Annotated in this window: 9 protein-coding genes; 6 read left to right on the top strand and 3 right to left on the bottom strand. The window is 72.5% G+C overall.

Going from position 1 to position 15,225, the window contains the following annotated elements:
• The first annotated feature begins 390 nt into the window (after nucleotides 1-390).
• Nucleotides 391-3,066: an alpha-glucan family phosphorylase gene (glgP, locus tag R2B67_RS09405; protein WP_317817292.1), complete on the top strand. Its 2,676-nt coding sequence runs from the start codon at nucleotides 391-393 to the stop codon at nucleotides 3,064-3,066.
• Nucleotides 3,067-3,289: 223 nt separating this feature from the next.
• A complete protein-coding gene (locus R2B67_RS09400) occupies nucleotides 3,290-4,510 on the top strand; it encodes an alginate lyase family protein (protein WP_317817291.1) in 1,221 nt (406 codons plus the stop codon).
• Between the two features lie 110 nt (nucleotides 4,511-4,620).
• On the opposite strand, the gene R2B67_RS09395 is transcribed toward R2B67_RS09400, so the two are convergent.
• Nucleotides 4,621-6,663 (bottom strand): M4 family metallopeptidase, encoded by a 2,043-nt coding sequence (locus tag R2B67_RS09395; RefSeq protein WP_317817290.1) that lies wholly within the window; start codon nucleotides 6,661-6,663, stop codon nucleotides 4,621-4,623.
• A gap of 413 nt (nucleotides 6,664-7,076) precedes the next feature.
• Entirely contained in the window at nucleotides 7,077-7,670 is a 594-nt protein-coding gene (locus R2B67_RS09390) for a TetR/AcrR family transcriptional regulator (protein WP_317817289.1), read from the bottom strand.
• 152 nt (nucleotides 7,671-7,822) lie between these two features.
• Here R2B67_RS09390 and R2B67_RS09385 point away from each other — a divergent pair, with 152 nt between their 5' ends.
• From R2B67_RS09385 to R2B67_RS09370, 4 genes are all read left to right on the top strand, one after another.
• A complete protein-coding gene (locus R2B67_RS09385) occupies nucleotides 7,823-8,899 on the top strand; it encodes an FAD-dependent oxidoreductase (RefSeq protein ID WP_317824812.1) in 1,077 nt (358 codons plus the stop codon).
• A gap of 258 nt (nucleotides 8,900-9,157) precedes the next feature.
• Entirely contained in the window at nucleotides 9,158-10,228 is a 1,071-nt protein-coding gene (locus R2B67_RS09380; protein WP_317817288.1) for an LPXTG cell wall anchor domain-containing protein, read from the top strand.
• Between the two features lie 110 nt (nucleotides 10,229-10,338).
• Nucleotides 10,339-10,758, top strand: a complete 420-nt coding sequence (locus R2B67_RS09375; RefSeq protein WP_317817287.1) for a hypothetical protein — start codon at nucleotides 10,339-10,341, stop codon at nucleotides 10,756-10,758.
• A gap of 6 nt (nucleotides 10,759-10,764) precedes the next feature.
• Complete coding sequence (locus R2B67_RS09370) at nucleotides 10,765-13,692, top strand: tetratricopeptide repeat protein (RefSeq protein WP_317817286.1); 2,928 nt, start codon at nucleotides 10,765-10,767, stop codon at nucleotides 13,690-13,692.
• Here R2B67_RS09370 and R2B67_RS09365 read toward each other — a convergent pair.
• Nucleotides 13,609-15,135 carry a serine/threonine-protein kinase gene (locus R2B67_RS09365; RefSeq protein ID WP_317817285.1) on the bottom strand — a complete coding sequence of 509 codons (1,527 nt, stop codon included), beginning with the start codon at nucleotides 15,133-15,135 and terminating at the stop codon, nucleotides 13,609-13,611. The two genes, R2B67_RS09370 and R2B67_RS09365, sit on opposite strands and share 84 nt — an antisense overlap.
• Between the last annotated feature and the right edge of the window lie 90 nt (nucleotides 15,136-15,225).

The raw sequence follows: 15,225 nt of genomic DNA, 5'->3' as shown, positions 1-15,225 counted from the left end.
GGTCGTAACCGCTCGGTCAGGTACGGGTCAGGGTCCGGTGGCGCCCGGCGTGCGCCCCACGGCGTACGGGAGACCGAAGCGCCCTCACAGGTTCCGGATACCCGCTCTGCGGCGCCACACGGCAGCCTTCCCTGTGTCAGGAAGGTCCACAAGGCTGCGTACGGGAACGAAATCGGCCAAAGCCGCAGGTGAAGGGTGGGGTGGGAGAGGGTCGGTGGTACGCGTGGTGCTCCTGTGGGGAGGCGCCCGGCGCTCGCTCCCGGACTCCGTGAGCCGTCCACGCGCCGTGGCCGCGGGCCACGGACGGCCGCTACCGTCGAGGGTGACGGAAGGGACGCACACCGTGGTGCGTCCGCTCGGATGCGCAAGTCCCCTGTAAAGGTGGAGTACGTGAAGGCCATTCGTCGATTCACCGTGCGTCCTGTCCTCCCCGAACCCCTCCGACCCCTCCACGACCTCGCGCGCAACCTGCGCTGGTCGTGGCACACCGAGACCCGCGAGCTGTTCCGGTCCGCCGACCCCGAGGGGTGGCGGCCCGCGGACGCCGACCCCGTACGGCTGCTCGGCTCCCTGACCGCCGGACGCCTGGCCGAACTGGGCCGGGACGAGGAGTACCTGGGCCGCCTGGCCGAGGCCTCCGCCGATCTGAAGGAGTATCTGGACGGCCCCCGCTGGTACCAGGAACAGCAGGCCGCGGGCGCCGAACTCCCCTCCGCCATCGCCTACTTCTCACCCGAGTTCGGCGTCACCGCCGCACTGCCCCAGTACAGCGGCGGCCTCGGCATCCTCGCCGGTGACCACCTCAAGGCAGCCAGCGACCTGGGCGTCCCGCTCATCGGCGTCGGCCTGCTCTACCGGCACGGCTACTTCCGCCAGAGCCTCTCCCGCGAGGGCTGGCAGCAGGAGCACTATCCGGTCCTCGACCCCAACGAACTCCCGCTCGACCTGGTCCGCGAGGCCGACGGCACCCCCGCCCGGGTGGTGCTCGCCCTGCCCGGCGGGCGCTCGCTGCACGCCTGCATCTGGCTGGCCCGGGTCGGCCGCGTCCCGCTCCTCCTCCTGGACTCCGACGTCGAGGAGAACGCACCGGGCGAGCGCGACGTCACCGACCGGCTCTACGGCGGCGGCAGCGACCACCGCCTCCTCCAGGAGATGCTGCTCGGCATCGGCGGGGTGCGCGCCGTGCGCACCTGGTGCCGGCTCACCCGGACCCCGGAGCCGGAGGTGTTCCACACCAACGAGGGCCACGCCGGCTTCCTCGGCCTGGAGCGCATCCGGGAACTGGCCGCCGACGGGCTCGGCTTCGACGCGGCCCTCGAAGTGGTCCGGGCCGGGACCGTCTTCACCACCCACACCCCGGTACCCGCCGGGATAGACCGTTTCGACCGGCAGCTGATCGCCCGCCACTTCGGCGACGACGGCGAGCTGAGCGGCGTACCGGTGGAGAAGATCCTGCGCCTGGGCCGGGAGACCTACCCCGGCGGGGAGCCCGAGCTGTTCAACATGGCGGTGATGGGGCTCCGGCTCGCCCAGCGCGCCAACGGGGTCTCCACCCTGCACGGGGCCGTCAGCCGGGAGATGTTCTCCGGGCTCTGGCCGGGCTTCGACCCGGCCGACGTGCCGATCACCTCCGTCACCAACGGGGTGCACGCCCCGACCTGGGTCGCCCCCGAGGTGTTCCGGCTCGGTGCCGGACAGGTCGGCACCGGCCGCGCCCACCAGGTGCTGGCGGGCGGACCGGTGGACGGCGAGGCCTCCTCCTCGCCGCGGGCGGGCACCCCGCGCCGCTGGGACGCGGTGGGCGGGATCGGCGACCAGGAGATCTGGGAGCTGCGCCGTGAGCTGCGCGGCCAGCTGGTGACCGAGGTCCGCCGCCGCCTCTACGCCTCCTGGCGCAGGCGCGGCGCGGGCACTGCCGAGCTGGGCTGGATCGACGGTGTCCTCGACCCGGACGTCCTCACCATCGGCTTCGCCCGCCGCGTCCCCTCGTACAAGCGTCTGACGCTGATGCTGCGCGACCGCGACCGGCTGCGGGAGCTCCTCCTGCACCCGACGCACCCGATCCAGATCGTGGTGGCGGGCAAGGCGCACCCCGCCGACGACGGCGGAAAGCGGCTGGTCCAGGAGCTGGTGCGGTTCGCGGACGACCCGCGGGTGCGCCACCGCATCGTGTTCCTGCCGGACTACGGCATGGGCATGGCGCAGAAGCTCTACCCGGGCTGCGACGTCTGGCTCAACAACCCGCTGCGCCCGCTGGAGGCGTGCGGCACGAGCGGGATGAAGGCGGCGCTCAACGGCTGCCTCAACCTCTCCGTGCGCGATGGCTGGTGGGACGAGTGGTTCGAGCCGGACTTCGGCTGGGAGATCCCGACCGCCGACGGCTCGGCGGTCGACGAGGACCGCCGGGACGAGCTGGAGGCGGGCGCCCTGTACGCCCTGATCGAGGACCGGGTCGCCCCGCGCTTCTACGACCGGGGTGCCACCGGGCTGCCGGACCGGTGGGTCGAGATGGTCCGCTCGACCCTGGTCAACCTGGGGCCGAAGGTGCTGGCGGGGCGGATGGTGCGTGAGTACGTGGAGCGGCTCTACGCCCCCGCCGCGCAGTCCCGGCGGGCGCTCGGCCCGGCGGTGGCGCGGGACCTGGCGGAGTGGAAGGCGAAGGTCCGGGCGGCGTGGCCAGAAGTCTCCGTCGACCATGTGGAGTCGGTCACCGGCACGGTGGCGGGCGGCTCTGCGGAGCTGGGGGCGACCCTGTCGCTCCGGGTGCGGATCGCCCTCGGCGGCCTGGACCCGGACGACGTCGAGGTGCAGGTGGTGGCGGGCCGGGTGGACTCGGCCGACGCCATCGCGGACGCCCAGGTCTTCCCGCTGAAGCCGGCGGGCGGCCATGACCTGGAGGACCGCTGGCTGTACGAGGGCCCGCTCGCCCTGGACCGGACGGGACCGTACGGCTACACCGTGCGCGTCCTGCCCTCGCACGAACTGCTGGCCTCCGGTGCCGAGTTGGGCCTGGTCGCGGTGCCGAACGAGGCGACGGGGGAGGGCGCGGGCGTCCTGATGCGCTGAGCTGTGTCGACGTGGGGCCCGGTACCGCGATGTGCGGTGCCGGGCCCTTCGGCTGCGGGAGGGGCCCGAGTTCGTGCAGTGAACACAGGGCCTTGACGTGTTCATGGGATGGCTTTACGTTCCTCACACATCACAGGTTCACCATGCGGCCCCACGTTCATATATGTAAACTCCCGTGCCAGGCAGGGCCGTTGGACCGTCACCGCTCCGGAAGGCACCCCACATGCGTACCGGCACCATCCCCCGCGTCCTCGGCACCGCCGCCGGCCTCGCCGCGCTGCTCACCACCGCCCTCGCCGCCCCCGCCCTGGCGGAGAGAGCCCCGGCCGCCGCACCCGCTCCCGCCCCGGCCGCCGCCCCCGCCACCTTCACCCACCCCGGCGTCCTCGTCAGCCGCCCCCAGCTGGACTTCGTCCGGGGCAGGGTGCAGGCGGGCGCCCAGCCCTGGAAGGGCGCGTACGACCAGATGATGGGGAGCAGGTACGCCTCCCTGTCCCGGACCGCCAAGCCCCGCGCGATCGTCGAGTGCGGCTCGTACTCCAACCCCAACAACGGCTGCACCGACGAGCGCGAGGACGCCATCGCCGCGTACACGCTCTCGCTGGCCTGGTACATCACCCAGGACAGCCGGTACGCGCAGAAGGCGATCGAGATCATGGACGCCTGGTCGGCCGTGATCCGGGACCACACCAACAGCAACGCGCCGCTCCAGACCGGCTGGGCCGGCTCCTCCTGGCCGCGGGCCGCCGAGATCATCAAGTACACGTACAGCAGTTGGCCGGGCTCGGGGCGTTTCGGGACCATGCTGCGCAACGTCTACCTGCCGAAGGTCACCAACGGCTCCCACTCCAACGGCAACTGGGAGCTGTCGATGACCGAGGCGGCGATCGGGATCTCGGTCTTCCTGGAGGACCGCGCCGCCTACGACAAGGCCGTCTCCAAGTTCCGCGGGCGGGTCCCCGCGTACATCTATGTGACCGCGGATGGCGCACTGCCCAAGACCGCGCCGGGCAGTGGGCTCGACACCCGGGCCAAAATCATCAACTACTGGCAGGGGCAGTCCACCTTCATGGACGGGCTCTCCCAGGAGACCTGCCGCGATCTGACCCACACCGGTTACGGCATCTCGGCCATCGCGCACATCGCGGAGACCAGCCGGATCCAGGGCCAGGACCTCTACCCGGAGGTCGCCGACCGGTTGCGGCACGCGATGGGGCTGCACGCCAAGCACCAGCTGGGGACCCCCGTCCCGTCCTCGCTCTGCGGCGGTTCGCTCAAGGACAGCCTCGGTCCCGTCACCGAGGTCGGGTTCAACGCCCTGTCCAACCGGCTCGGTTACGCGATGACCAACACGCGGACGCTGACCGAGCGGCAGCGTCCGGCCGGGTCCAACAATCTCTTCGTGGCCTGGGAGACGCTGACCCACGCCGACAACCCGGCCTGATCCCGGGTGGGTTGAGCACGGCAGCACGGCGAACGGCCCGGCAGGGGAGCAGAACCCCTGCCGGGCCGTTCGGTCATGTGGTGGTGCGGTGGTGCGGTGATCCCGTGGGGTCAGAAGGTGAGCTTGACGCTGTTGATGCGGCCGGTGTCCGCCCGCGCGACGTCCTGGACCTTCAGCTTCCAGGCTCCGTTGGCCACCTCGGACGAGGCGTTGACCGTGTAGGTCGCCACCACGTTGTCCGCGGAGTCGCCGGAGGAGGAGTTCTTCAGCCGGTAGGCGGTGCCGTCCGGGGCCACCAGGTCGATCACGAGGTCACCGCGGTAGGTGTGCGTGATGTTCACGTCGACCTTGAGGGTGCTCGGGGCGTTGCCGGTGACACCGGTGACGTTGACCGTGCTGGTGACGGCCGCGCCCGCGTCCGGGATGTTCACGACGGTGTTGTTCTCGAAGACCTTGCCACCCGGGTCGGGGTCGCCGCCGCCGGGACGGGCACCCACGTTGACGCCGGCCCAGGCGTGGGCCACGGCCGCGTACTCGGGGCTGGTGGCGCCGTACAGCTCACTGGCGACCGCGAGCGTGCCGGTCCGGGCAGCGGCGTAGTTGGTCGTCGAGGTGAACTTGGTGGTGAGCGCCTTGAACCAGATCAGCGAGGCCTTGTCCCGGCCGATGCCGGTGACCGGCAGCCCGTCGGAGGTCGGGGAGTCGTAGCTGACACCGTTGATCGTCTTGGTGCCGCTGCCCTCGGAGAGCAGGTAGTACCAGTGGTTGGCCGGGCCCGAGGAGTAGTGGACGTCGACGCTGCCGATGCCGGAGTACCAGTAGTCCTTGGAGCTGCCGTCCTTGCTCGGCTTGTCCATGTAGCGCAGCGGGGTGCCGTTGCCACGGATGTCGATCTTCTCGCCGACCAGGTAGTCGCCCTGGTCCTGCGGGTTGTTGGCGTGGAACTCGACGGCGGCGGCGAAGATGTCGGACGTCGCCTCGTTGAGGCCGCCGGACTCACCGCTGTAGACCAGCTTGGCGGTGACCGAGGTCAGGCCGTGGGTCATCTCGTGGGCGGCCACGTCGATGGAGGTGAGCGGCTTGGCGTTGCCCGCGCCGTCCCCGTACGTCATGCAGAAGCAGCTGTCCTGCCAGAACGCGTTGACGTAGTTGTTGCCGTAGTGGACGCGGGAGTACGCGCCGACACCGTCACCGCGGATGCCGTTGCGGCCGTGCACGTTCTTGTAGTAGTCCCAGGTCAGCGCGGCGCCGTAGTGGGCGTCGGCGCCGGCCGTCTCCAGGTTCTGCGGGGTGCCGTTGCCCCACACGTCCGTGGAGTTGGTGAAGAGCGAGCCGGTGCCGGAGGTGCCCCGGTTCAGGTTGTACGTCTTGTGGCTGCCGCGCGCGGTGTCGGTCAGCGTGTACGAGGGCGCGGTGCCCAGCGTCACCTGGCCGCTGTACTGGGTGTTGCCGGTCCCGTTGTGGACGGCCTGCCATTCGTACAGCTTCTCGCCGGAGGCCGCGTCGGTGATGACGTGCAGCTCGTTGGGGGTGCCGTCGTGCTGGAGTCCGCCGACCACCGTCTCGTAGGCGAGCTGCGGGGAGCCGCTGCCCAGCCAGACGACCTTGCGCGGCGCCTTCTCCGCCTTCGTCGCCTTCGAGCCCTCGGTCTTCGCCGCACCGAGCGCCTGCTTCTCGGCGGCGGCCGGGGCCACGTCGGCGGTGAGGCCGACGGCCTTCAGCTGCGCGGTGGTCGCCTTCGACGCCTTGACGACACTGAGGGTCTTGCCGGCCGTCGTCTCCTGGACCACCAGGTCGCCGCCGAGGACGGGGAGCCCGTCGAGGGTGCGCTCGTAGCGGGTGTGCGTGGTGCCGTCCCGGTCCTGGACGACATCGCGGACGACCAGCTTCTCCGTGGCGCCGAGCCCGAGCTCCTTGGCGGTGGCCGCCTTGGTGGCGTCGGCCTCGCTGAGGAGCGCGGCGCGCTGGGCGGGGGAGAGCTTGGCGGGGAGCGAACCCGGGTCGGCCTTCGTACCGGCGGTGATCCCGCCGGCCGGAGCGGCCGAGGCCGGGGTGGCGGTGGCGGCGCCGGACTGCAGTCCGACGGCGATCATGGCTGCTGCGGCTATCAGAGCGCCGGTCGCGGTGGCGCGACGGCTGGGCGTGGATCTCACGCGGACTCCTTCTGCGAGGGGGGTTACCCGGCGGCGCTGGATGGGCCGTCCGGGACAGTGCAGGCGGTGCGCAGAACGGGGTGAAGAGTGGCAGGAGATCCGTATGCCTGTCAGGAGCGCGTCAATAAGTTGGCCGGAATTCGTTCGTTGCCGGAAAGGTCATGTTCGTTAAGCGGACGTTTCGCCGATCATTACCGCAATGTTGCCGGGGTGTGTGAAGGCCCGTATTCACAGGGTGGGCACAGGTTCGGTGCGCGGGGGGCACAGGCGAACGGCATGCACGGAGGCGGCTACAGCCCATCTGGTGAGACGGGGGCGGGTTCTGGCCAGATCTCGCCAGCGGAAGGGGGCGGTCCGTGCGTGGCCCTGTCGGCGTGCTCGGGCCGGGGTGGCGTCCGGCGGATCGGTGTTGCTCAGGCCGGGGCCGGGCCCGGCGGGTACACCGCGTCCAGGAGTCCTCGTACGAACCGGTCCAGGTCGTCCAGCCCCGCCGCCGCCAGCGTGCCCGGGCCGCCGCCCAGCAGGTGCGGGATCGCCGCGTGCAGCGCGAGCGTGACGGTGGCCGCCCGCCGCGGGGTGACGGGCAGTCCGGCGGAGCGCTGGGCCGCCTCGAACCCCGCGAAGTCGCCGCTCGCCATCGGGTCCAGGAGGGCGGAGAGCCAGGGGCGCCGGGCCGCCTCCGCCTGGAGCTCCAGGTAGGCGAGGAGGCGGGGGCGGCCGGGTCCGGCGACGTTCTCCAGGAGGGTGCGGAACAGGGCGGTCAGTCCCTCGCGGTCGGCGGGGCCCGGTCCGGCGGCGAGTTCGGCGGTGAGCGCGAGGTACTGCTCCAGGCAGCGCTCGGCCACCGCCCGCAGCACCGCGTCCCGGGTCGGGAAGTAGTTCTTGGTGGTCCCGTCCGGCACCTCGGCCGCCCGGTCCACGGCCCGGTGGGTGAGGCCGCGCCCGCCCTCCTCGGCCAGGACGGCGATGGCCGCGTCGCGCAGCCGGTCGCGTCGGTCAGGGTTCATTGCGCGCTCCCTCGGTCCCGTACCGCTGCGGTGTCCTTGATGCTTGCCGATGCTACCCCAGGCGTGGTACCACGGATGTGGTGGTTGTTTCGCACCGGCCGGACGAGCTTCGGGAGTACGGCATGACGCGGCGTACGGGAACAGGGGCGGGGATGGGGGCAGGGGCGCGGACCGGAACCGCGACCGTCGTCGGGGCGGGTATCGGCGGCCTGGCCACCGCGATCGGGCTGCGGCGGGCCGGCTGGAGCGTGACCGTGCTGGAGCGCCGCACCGAACTGGAGCGGTACGGCGCCGCGTTCGGCATCCACCCCACCGCGCAGGCGGCCCTCGAACGCCTCGGCGTCGGGGCGGCCCTGCGCGACCACGCGGTTCCCTACCGCGACGCCCGCATCCGCACCCCGGACGGCCGCGTACTGGCCCGTCTCCCGCTGGAGCGCATCGAGAAGAAGGCGGGCCGCCCCGAACTCCTCATCTCCCGGCCCTACTTGGTCGACGCCCTGCTCGCAGGCCTGGACGCCTTCGGGGACGTACCGGTGAAACTCGGGGAGACCGTCACCGAGGTGAGCGCCCTGGCCGCCGGGTCGGACCTGGTGGTCGGCGCCGACGGTATCCGCAGCGCCGTACGTACCTCCCGCTTCGGCGACCGCAGCGGCCCGCGTGAGGTCGGCACGGTCGCGTGGATCGGCATCGCCGATTTCGAGAGCCCCGTCCACGGCGAGACCTGGGGCAGTGGCCGCTTCTTCGGGCTGACCCCGGTGGAGCCGGGCCGCACCAACTGGTACGCCACCGTCCCCGAGGTCACCACCGCCGACGAGCTGCGCGCCTCCTTCGCCGGCTGGCACGACCCGATCCCGCGCATCCTGGACGCCGCCGACCCGGACACCTGGATCCGGTACGAGATGCGCCACCTGTATCCAGCGCTGCCCTCGTTCGTCTCGGCCGACGCCTCGGCGGGCCACGTCGCGCTGGTCGGCGACGCGGCACACGCCATGACGCCCAACCTGGGCCAGGGTGCCTGCACCGCGATCCTGGACGCGGACGCGCTGACCCGGGCGGTCACCGCCGCGCCCCCGGGTCCCGCCGGGCTCGCCGCCGCCCTGCGCGCCTACGACCGCGAACGCCGCCGCAGCGCCCAGCGGACCGCCTTCGCCTCCCGGACCCTGCACCGCTTCATGAGTACGGAACGGACCCGGCTGCGGAACGGGGCGGTGCGGCTGCTGCCGGGGTGAGGGGGTGGGCGGGTGAACGGGTAAAGGGGGGCATCGGAGGAGGCGAGGGGGACGGAAGTTCCGGAATGTGTACTTCCTGTGTGCTCACTGTGTGCTGCTTCACACGATTCGATCCCCTGTCGGGTGCAACCCCGCACCACCGGCGTCAGTCACACGCATTGGCCTCACCCGCGTCTCCCTCCCCACCGAAACCCGGACGGCCCTCCCAGCCTTCGTGCCGTCGCAGCGGCACCCAGACTCTTCAGAGGACCTCATCGTATGAAGATCCGCCGCGCTCTGGCCGTCGCAGCAGCGACCGCCGTACTCGCCCCGGTCACCCTCCTGTCGTCCCCGGCCGCCTTCGCCACCCCGAGCCCCACCCCGGAGGCGACCGAGACCGCCACCGCGTCGGAGGAGCCCGAGACGCCGCCCGCGGACGAGGAGACCGACACCGCCCCCGCCCCGGAGGGGGAGAACCCCGCTGCCGGCGAGGGCGAGGAGGAGCCCCCGGCCGACGAGGAGAAGGAGAAGGAGGAGGAGAAGCCCTCCGGCGAGGAGGAGAAGCCGGCGGAGAAGCCCGAGGACAAGCCCACCTCCCCCTCCGCCACCCCGCCCTCCCCGGCCCCCTCCGTCACCTCGCCCAGTGACATCTGCCAGGACACGGAGGACGACCAGCAGATCGACGAGAACCTGCGCACCTCGCTCTCCGGTCTTCCCTCCGAGATCGTCGCGGGCAGCGGGTTCCACGGCTTCAAGCTGAACGTGGAGAACAAGGGCGACAAGGCCTACAAGCGGGTCGACCTCGGTCTCGTCGCCGCCCAGGTCGACGACGACAACTGGCTGCCGAACACCGACCACCTCACGCTCCAGTTCAAGGACCCGGAGACGGGCACCTGGTCGGACATCTCCCTCGACCAGGACGACGAGGTCATCGGCTACATCGGCTACACCGACATCCGGGCCAAGGAGTCCTTCTCGATCGACCTGCGCCTGAGCGTCGACAAGAAGGCACCCGAGGGCTACGGCTTCGCCATCATCATCGGCCTCTACGCCGACGAGGAGGGCAACTGCGTCTACCCCGAGGGCGAGCAGTTCTACGAGTTCGACGTCCTGGCCGCAGGCACCGACGCGGGCGAGCCGAACGAGGCCGAGCCCCAGACGGGCGGCAAGAGGCCGGTCCCGGCCAAGCCCGTCGGCAACACGGAGATCAAGCCCGAGGGCACCCTCGCCCAGACCGGGTCCGACTCCAACCTGCCGGTCATCGCGACCATCGGCGGACTGGCGATCCTCGCCGGCGCCGGTGTCGTCTTCGCGCTGGGCCGCCGCCGCAAGGGCGACGCGACCGGCTGACGTACGTACGGGAAGTGAACGCGCCCCCTGTCCTCACCCGGGCAGGGGGCGCCCCTGCGTACGCACCCGAAACCTGGCACCATGGAGAACTCATGAGCGGGGGAGGGCGCATGACGTTCGATGTGGCGCAACTGGTGGAGCAGGGCTGGCCGTTCGTCGGCGCCGCGGTGGGGGCGTACGGCACGGCTGTGCTGACGCGGACCGCCGACGAGGGGGCGACGGCGACCGTCTCCCTGGGGCAGCGCGTTCTCCAGCGCCTGTGGCGTCGCGAGGAGAGCCGCCCCTACCTCCAGCGGGCCGTGCAGGGTGTCGCCGACGACCCCGAGGACACGGAGGCCCAGGCGGGGCTGCGCGCCGAGATCAGGCGGCTGCTCCGGGAGGACGACGAACTGGCCCGCGACCTGGCGGAGTTGCTGCCGTCTCCGGTGCGGCCGAACGAGTCGTACGTGGCCTCCGGCCAGGGGGCCGTGACGGCGAGGGTGAACCACGGGGTGATCAGTACCGGTGGCGATGTGACCGTCGAGCGGTGAGGCGCTGTGGCATCGGAGGAACGGCCGGAGCAGTTCATCGCCTCCGGCATCGGCTCCACGGCGGTGAAGTACAACTTCGGGCTCATCCAGCACCACACCCACCTGCCCTTTCTGCCCACGGCCGAGGTGGCGGCCCACGACGGGCTCATCCGCCTGTCGGAGCCCCGGAACCAGGTGTTCGTCGGACGCGAGCGGGAACTCGCCCGCCTGCGTGACGCGCTGCGGCCCGAGGACGGCCGTACCGCCGTGGTCATCCACGGCATGGGAGGCGTCGGCAAGACCGCTCTCGCGCTGGAGTACGCCTACCGGTACCGCGAGGACCACAACCCGATCCTGCGGCTCCCGGCGGACAGCCCCGTCGGCATGACCGCCGCGCTGGCCGCCTTCGCCGACGACCTCAACCACCTCCTGGAGCCGAGCGGGCTCTCGCCGGACCAGCGGGCCGCCTGGGCGAAGAACTGGCTCCAGGGCCACGGCGGCTGGCTGCTCATCCTGGACAACGCCGAGCGGCCGGCGGACGTCGACGCCCTGCTGGGCTCCCTCGTCGGCGGCCGCATCCTGATCACCACCCGGCAGGCCACGGGCTGGCACGCGCGGTGCGGAACACTGGCCCTGGACGAGCTGCCCGAGGACGCGGCCGTGGAGTTCCTGGAGCGCCTGGTGGTCGACGGGGGCGAGCGCGCCCGGTTCCGCGAGCTGGCGGGAGAGCTGGGCTGCCTCCCGCTCGCCCTGGAGCAGGCGGCGGCGTACCTGAACCAGACCAGGACCGACCCGTCCGGCTATCTGGCGCTGCTGCGGGACCCCTCGGCGGATCCACTCGCCATCGGGCCGCGCCGCGACGAGCACGAGCGGACCGTCGCCCGCGTCTGGCAGCACTCGCTCCGCGCCGCCCAGGACGAGAACCCGTACGCCACCTACGTCCTGCGGGTGCTGTCCTGGTTCGCGCCGGACCAGGTGCCGCGCAGCCTCCTCGGCCGGCTTCGCGAGGACAGGTCGGCGCCTTCCGGGCGGACGGCGCGGCGGCTGTGGGGCTGGACCCTCCCGTACGCGCGGCGGCGGTGGGCGCAGCGCGCCGGATGGGTGAAGGAACGTGGCCGTACCGCGCACCGGGAGCTGACCGGACCGGAGATCGACCGGGCGCTCGGGGTGCTCCACGCGTACAGCCTCATCAAGCTCGACCGGGAGTCGGTGAAGGTGCACCGCCTGGTCCAGAGTGTCGCCCGCACCCCGGATCCGGCGCGAGGGCGGAGTGTGCGGGCCGCCCGGCAGGAGGCCGTGGAGCTGTTGCTGGGAGCGGTTCTGGATGTCCCGGACGACACCCGTGGATGGGTGCGCGAACGGGAGTTGGTGCCGCACCTGGAGGCGCTTCTCCGGCTGGCCGGCCCGGCGGACGACGGGGTGGACACCGCCGTGCTCCTGGTGCGGCTCGCCAACTACAGCAGCCGCTGGTCGCGCCCGCAGGAAGGAGCGCTCGTCCTCGGGCAGCTGGAGCGGGCCGACGCTGCGCTGCGGAGGAACATCGTCTGGGGCGGCTCCCACCCGGCCCGTACGGCCTTGAGCAGCAACTACACCGAGGCCTTGATCTACGCGGGTGAGCTGGAGCGGGCCGTCGACCGCCTGGAGCACGAGGGCCGGCGGCGCGGACCCCGTGGGCGGGGTCTCACCGGTTCCTCCCTCATCCGACTGGCCCGCTGCTACATGGAGTTGGGGCGGCCCGAGCAGGCCATCCCGCTGCTGACGAGGGAGCTGGCCGCCGTCATGAGCGGTGGCGGCGATGTCCGCCGGACGCTCGGCGTACGTGGCCGGCTCGCCGCCGCGTACCAGGCGGCGGGGTGGCCGGAGCACGCCGTGGCGATGTTCGAGCGGAACCTCTTCGACGCCGAGGCGGCGCTGGGCGGGCAGGACGCCGACACCTGTGACGCACGGGAGAACCTGGCCGACGCCTACGCGGCTTCGCAGGACCCGCTCCGGGCGGTCGAGTTGTACCGGCAGAGCCTCGCGCGGAGGGAAGCCCTGTTCGGGCCTCGGCATCCTGCGGTGTTCGCCTGCCGGATCGGGCTCGCGCTCACCTACGAGGAGGCCGGAGAGCCGGGCCGGGCCGCCGAGGTGCTGGATCACGGCATCGCCGAGGCCGGGGGCCTCTTCGACGAGACCCTCATCGTTCCCGCGATGCGCAGCCACCGGGCACGCGTCGCGGTGGGGGCCGGGCAGCCGGAGCAGGCCCTCGCCCTCCACGAGGAGAGCCTCGCCGACTGGATCACCGCTCGTGGCGACCGCCACCCGGACGTCCTGCACCTGAAGAGGGCGTTCGCGGTGGCCCTGATGGGGGCGGGGGAGGAGGAGCGGGCGGTCCCCTTCCTGGAGGAAGGCCTGGCGCTGGCGGAGGACGTCTTCGGCGGGAGCCATGCCGAGACCACGGCGTTCAGGCAACTGCTGGGGCGGGCGCTGCTGGCGGCCGGTGACACGCGGCGTGCGGTGCCCCTGCTGGAGCGGGCCCTCCTGGAACTGGAGTCGGCCGCAGGCGTGCGCCCGGCCCCGGTTCTGGTCGCACGCGTCGACCGCGCGAGCGCGTACCGGGAGAGCGGCGACCTGGAACGAGCGGTGTCCCTGCTGGAGGGAGCCCTCTACGACGCCGAGGCGCACTGCGGGCGGCGCGGCGGTGTCACGGTGGCGGCGCGCACCGCGCTGGCCCGTACGTATGCGGCGACGGGGGACACGCATCGCGCCGTCTCGCTGCTCACGACCGCCGCCGCCGACGCGGAGCGCTTCCTGGGGCCCGGAGAACCGCTCGTACGCCGTATCCCCCGGTACCTCGCGGAGCTGGCGGGGGCCGGACGGCCGGGGGCGGGGTCACAGGCCGGGCCGGCGCCCGCGATACCCGATCAGTACGAGGGCCAGGGCGAGGCCCGCGCCGAGCCAGGCGCCCAGCCCTGACATGACGGCCCGGTCCCACGGGGCGTCCTGCCCGTACCGCACGGCCGCACCGGTGACGAGGGCGATGACGGCGGCCCCGGCCCCGGCGTACTGGGAGAGCGCCCACGGGTATCCGTACGAGTGGAAGATCCCGTGCGGGGAGCCGACGAGCCCGGCATAGGCGATGAGTGCGAGGAAACTGGTGGCGGCGGCGATCAGCAGACCGACGGGCAGGGCCGCCCACCAGGACCAGGGCAGCCGCGCCACGGCCACCGCGCTGACACCCGCGAAGGCCAGGAACATGCCGCACCCCAGGCTCTGCAACGCGCCCGTCTGTTGACGCCGCAGCCCCAGGGCGAGGTGGGCGAACCCGAACCAGAGCGCCAGGGCGAGCGCGGTGAGTCCCGCCGCCGCGGGGAGGCCCACGGAGGTGAGCGCGCTCAGCACGCCCCCGGTGGCGCCCGCGACGGACAGGCAGATCAGCACGGTGGCGAGGGATGGCACCGCCGTATCGACCCCGGCCGGGCCCGGCTCGAACATCGCCGTGGCGACGCCCGCGCCCGCGTCCGGGGAGGAGTGGGAGGAGTGGGAGGAGCGGGAGGAGGGCGGGGTGGACGAGGCGCTCGGCACCGGCGGATGGGCGGTCCTCGGCAGTGGCCCGTCCGCGATCTCCCGTAGCCTGCGGGCGACTTCGGCGGCGTCGGCGGGGCGGCGCCCCGGATCCTTCTCCAGGAGTTCCCGCAGGAGGCGGTCGAGCCGTTGCGGGACCATCGGAGCGTGGAGCCAGGACGGATCGGGCTCGCTCGCGCGGAGCAGTTCGAGCACCTCTTCGCGACTGCCCGTGAAGGGCGGACGGCCCGTGACGAGGAAGTGCAGGAGACAGCCCAGCGAGTAGAGGTCGGAGTGCGGCCCGACCTCACCGTGCCCGGCCGCCACCTCGGGTGAGGTGTAGTGCACCGCGCCGCCGGGGACGGGCCGCGCGGCGAGCCGGGCGATGCTCGGCGCCCCCAGGGTGACCGCGCCCTTCTTGCGGAACACGTTGTCGGGACGCAGGTCCGCGTGCACCTGCCCGGCCCGGTGCACCCGCTCCAGCGCCCCGCACAGCTGGACGCCCCACTCCAGCACGGTGGCCAGCTCCGGCGGCTCGTTCCGCGACGACTCCGCCACCGTGTCGTCGAGCAGGGGCGCCAGCACGAGATACCTCGCGGACCTGCCGTCCACGGTGCCCTGCCCGCAGTCATGGACGTCGGTCAGATGCGGCGCCGCTATCCCCAGCGCGTTCCGGGCCGCCTCCGCGAACACCTCCTCCCGGGCCGGGTCGCCGGGCGCCACGGGAGGGTCCACCAGCAGCTTCAACTCCACGGAACGCCTGCGCTGCTGGTCCCACGCCTTCAGATACCCCTCCTCACCGTCGGCCGGTGGCCGCGCGGTCAGCCGGAATCGGTCGTCCAGCAGGTCGAGCATGCGATCGGGCCCCCTCGCCAGGTGCGGTGCGCACCGCTGAACCATCAGTTTCCCGAACGCCCCGCCGACCGGTCCAGCCGATCACCGGCC

This window comes from Streptomyces cyaneofuscatus, from assembly GCF_033109485.1.
Classification (GTDB): Bacteria; Actinomycetota; Actinomycetes; order Streptomycetales; family Streptomycetaceae; genus Streptomyces; species Streptomyces cyaneofuscatus.
Note: the sequence above shows the minus strand (reverse complement) of the source record. Positions and strands in the feature narration are given on the sequence as shown.

Excerpts from the sequence above, each read along its gene's own strand:
- R2B67_RS09400 (WP_317817291.1), top strand. The coding sequence starts at position 3,290 with ATGCGTACCGGCACCATCCCCCGCGTCCTCGGCACCGCCGCCGGCCTC.
- R2B67_RS09390 (WP_317817289.1), bottom strand. The coding sequence starts at position 7,670 with ATGAACCCTGACCGACGCGACCGGCTGCGCGACGCGGCCATCGCCGTC.
- R2B67_RS09385 (WP_317824812.1), top strand. The coding sequence starts at position 7,823 with ATGGGGGCAGGGGCGCGGACCGGAACCGCGACCGTCGTCGGGGCGGGT.
- R2B67_RS09380 (WP_317817288.1), top strand. The coding sequence starts at position 9,158 with ATGAAGATCCGCCGCGCTCTGGCCGTCGCAGCAGCGACCGCCGTACTC.
- R2B67_RS09375 (WP_317817287.1), top strand. The coding sequence starts at position 10,339 with ATGACGTTCGATGTGGCGCAACTGGTGGAGCAGGGCTGGCCGTTCGTC.
- R2B67_RS09365 (WP_317817285.1), bottom strand. The coding sequence starts at position 15,135 with ATGCTCGACCTGCTGGACGACCGATTCCGGCTGACCGCGCGGCCACCG.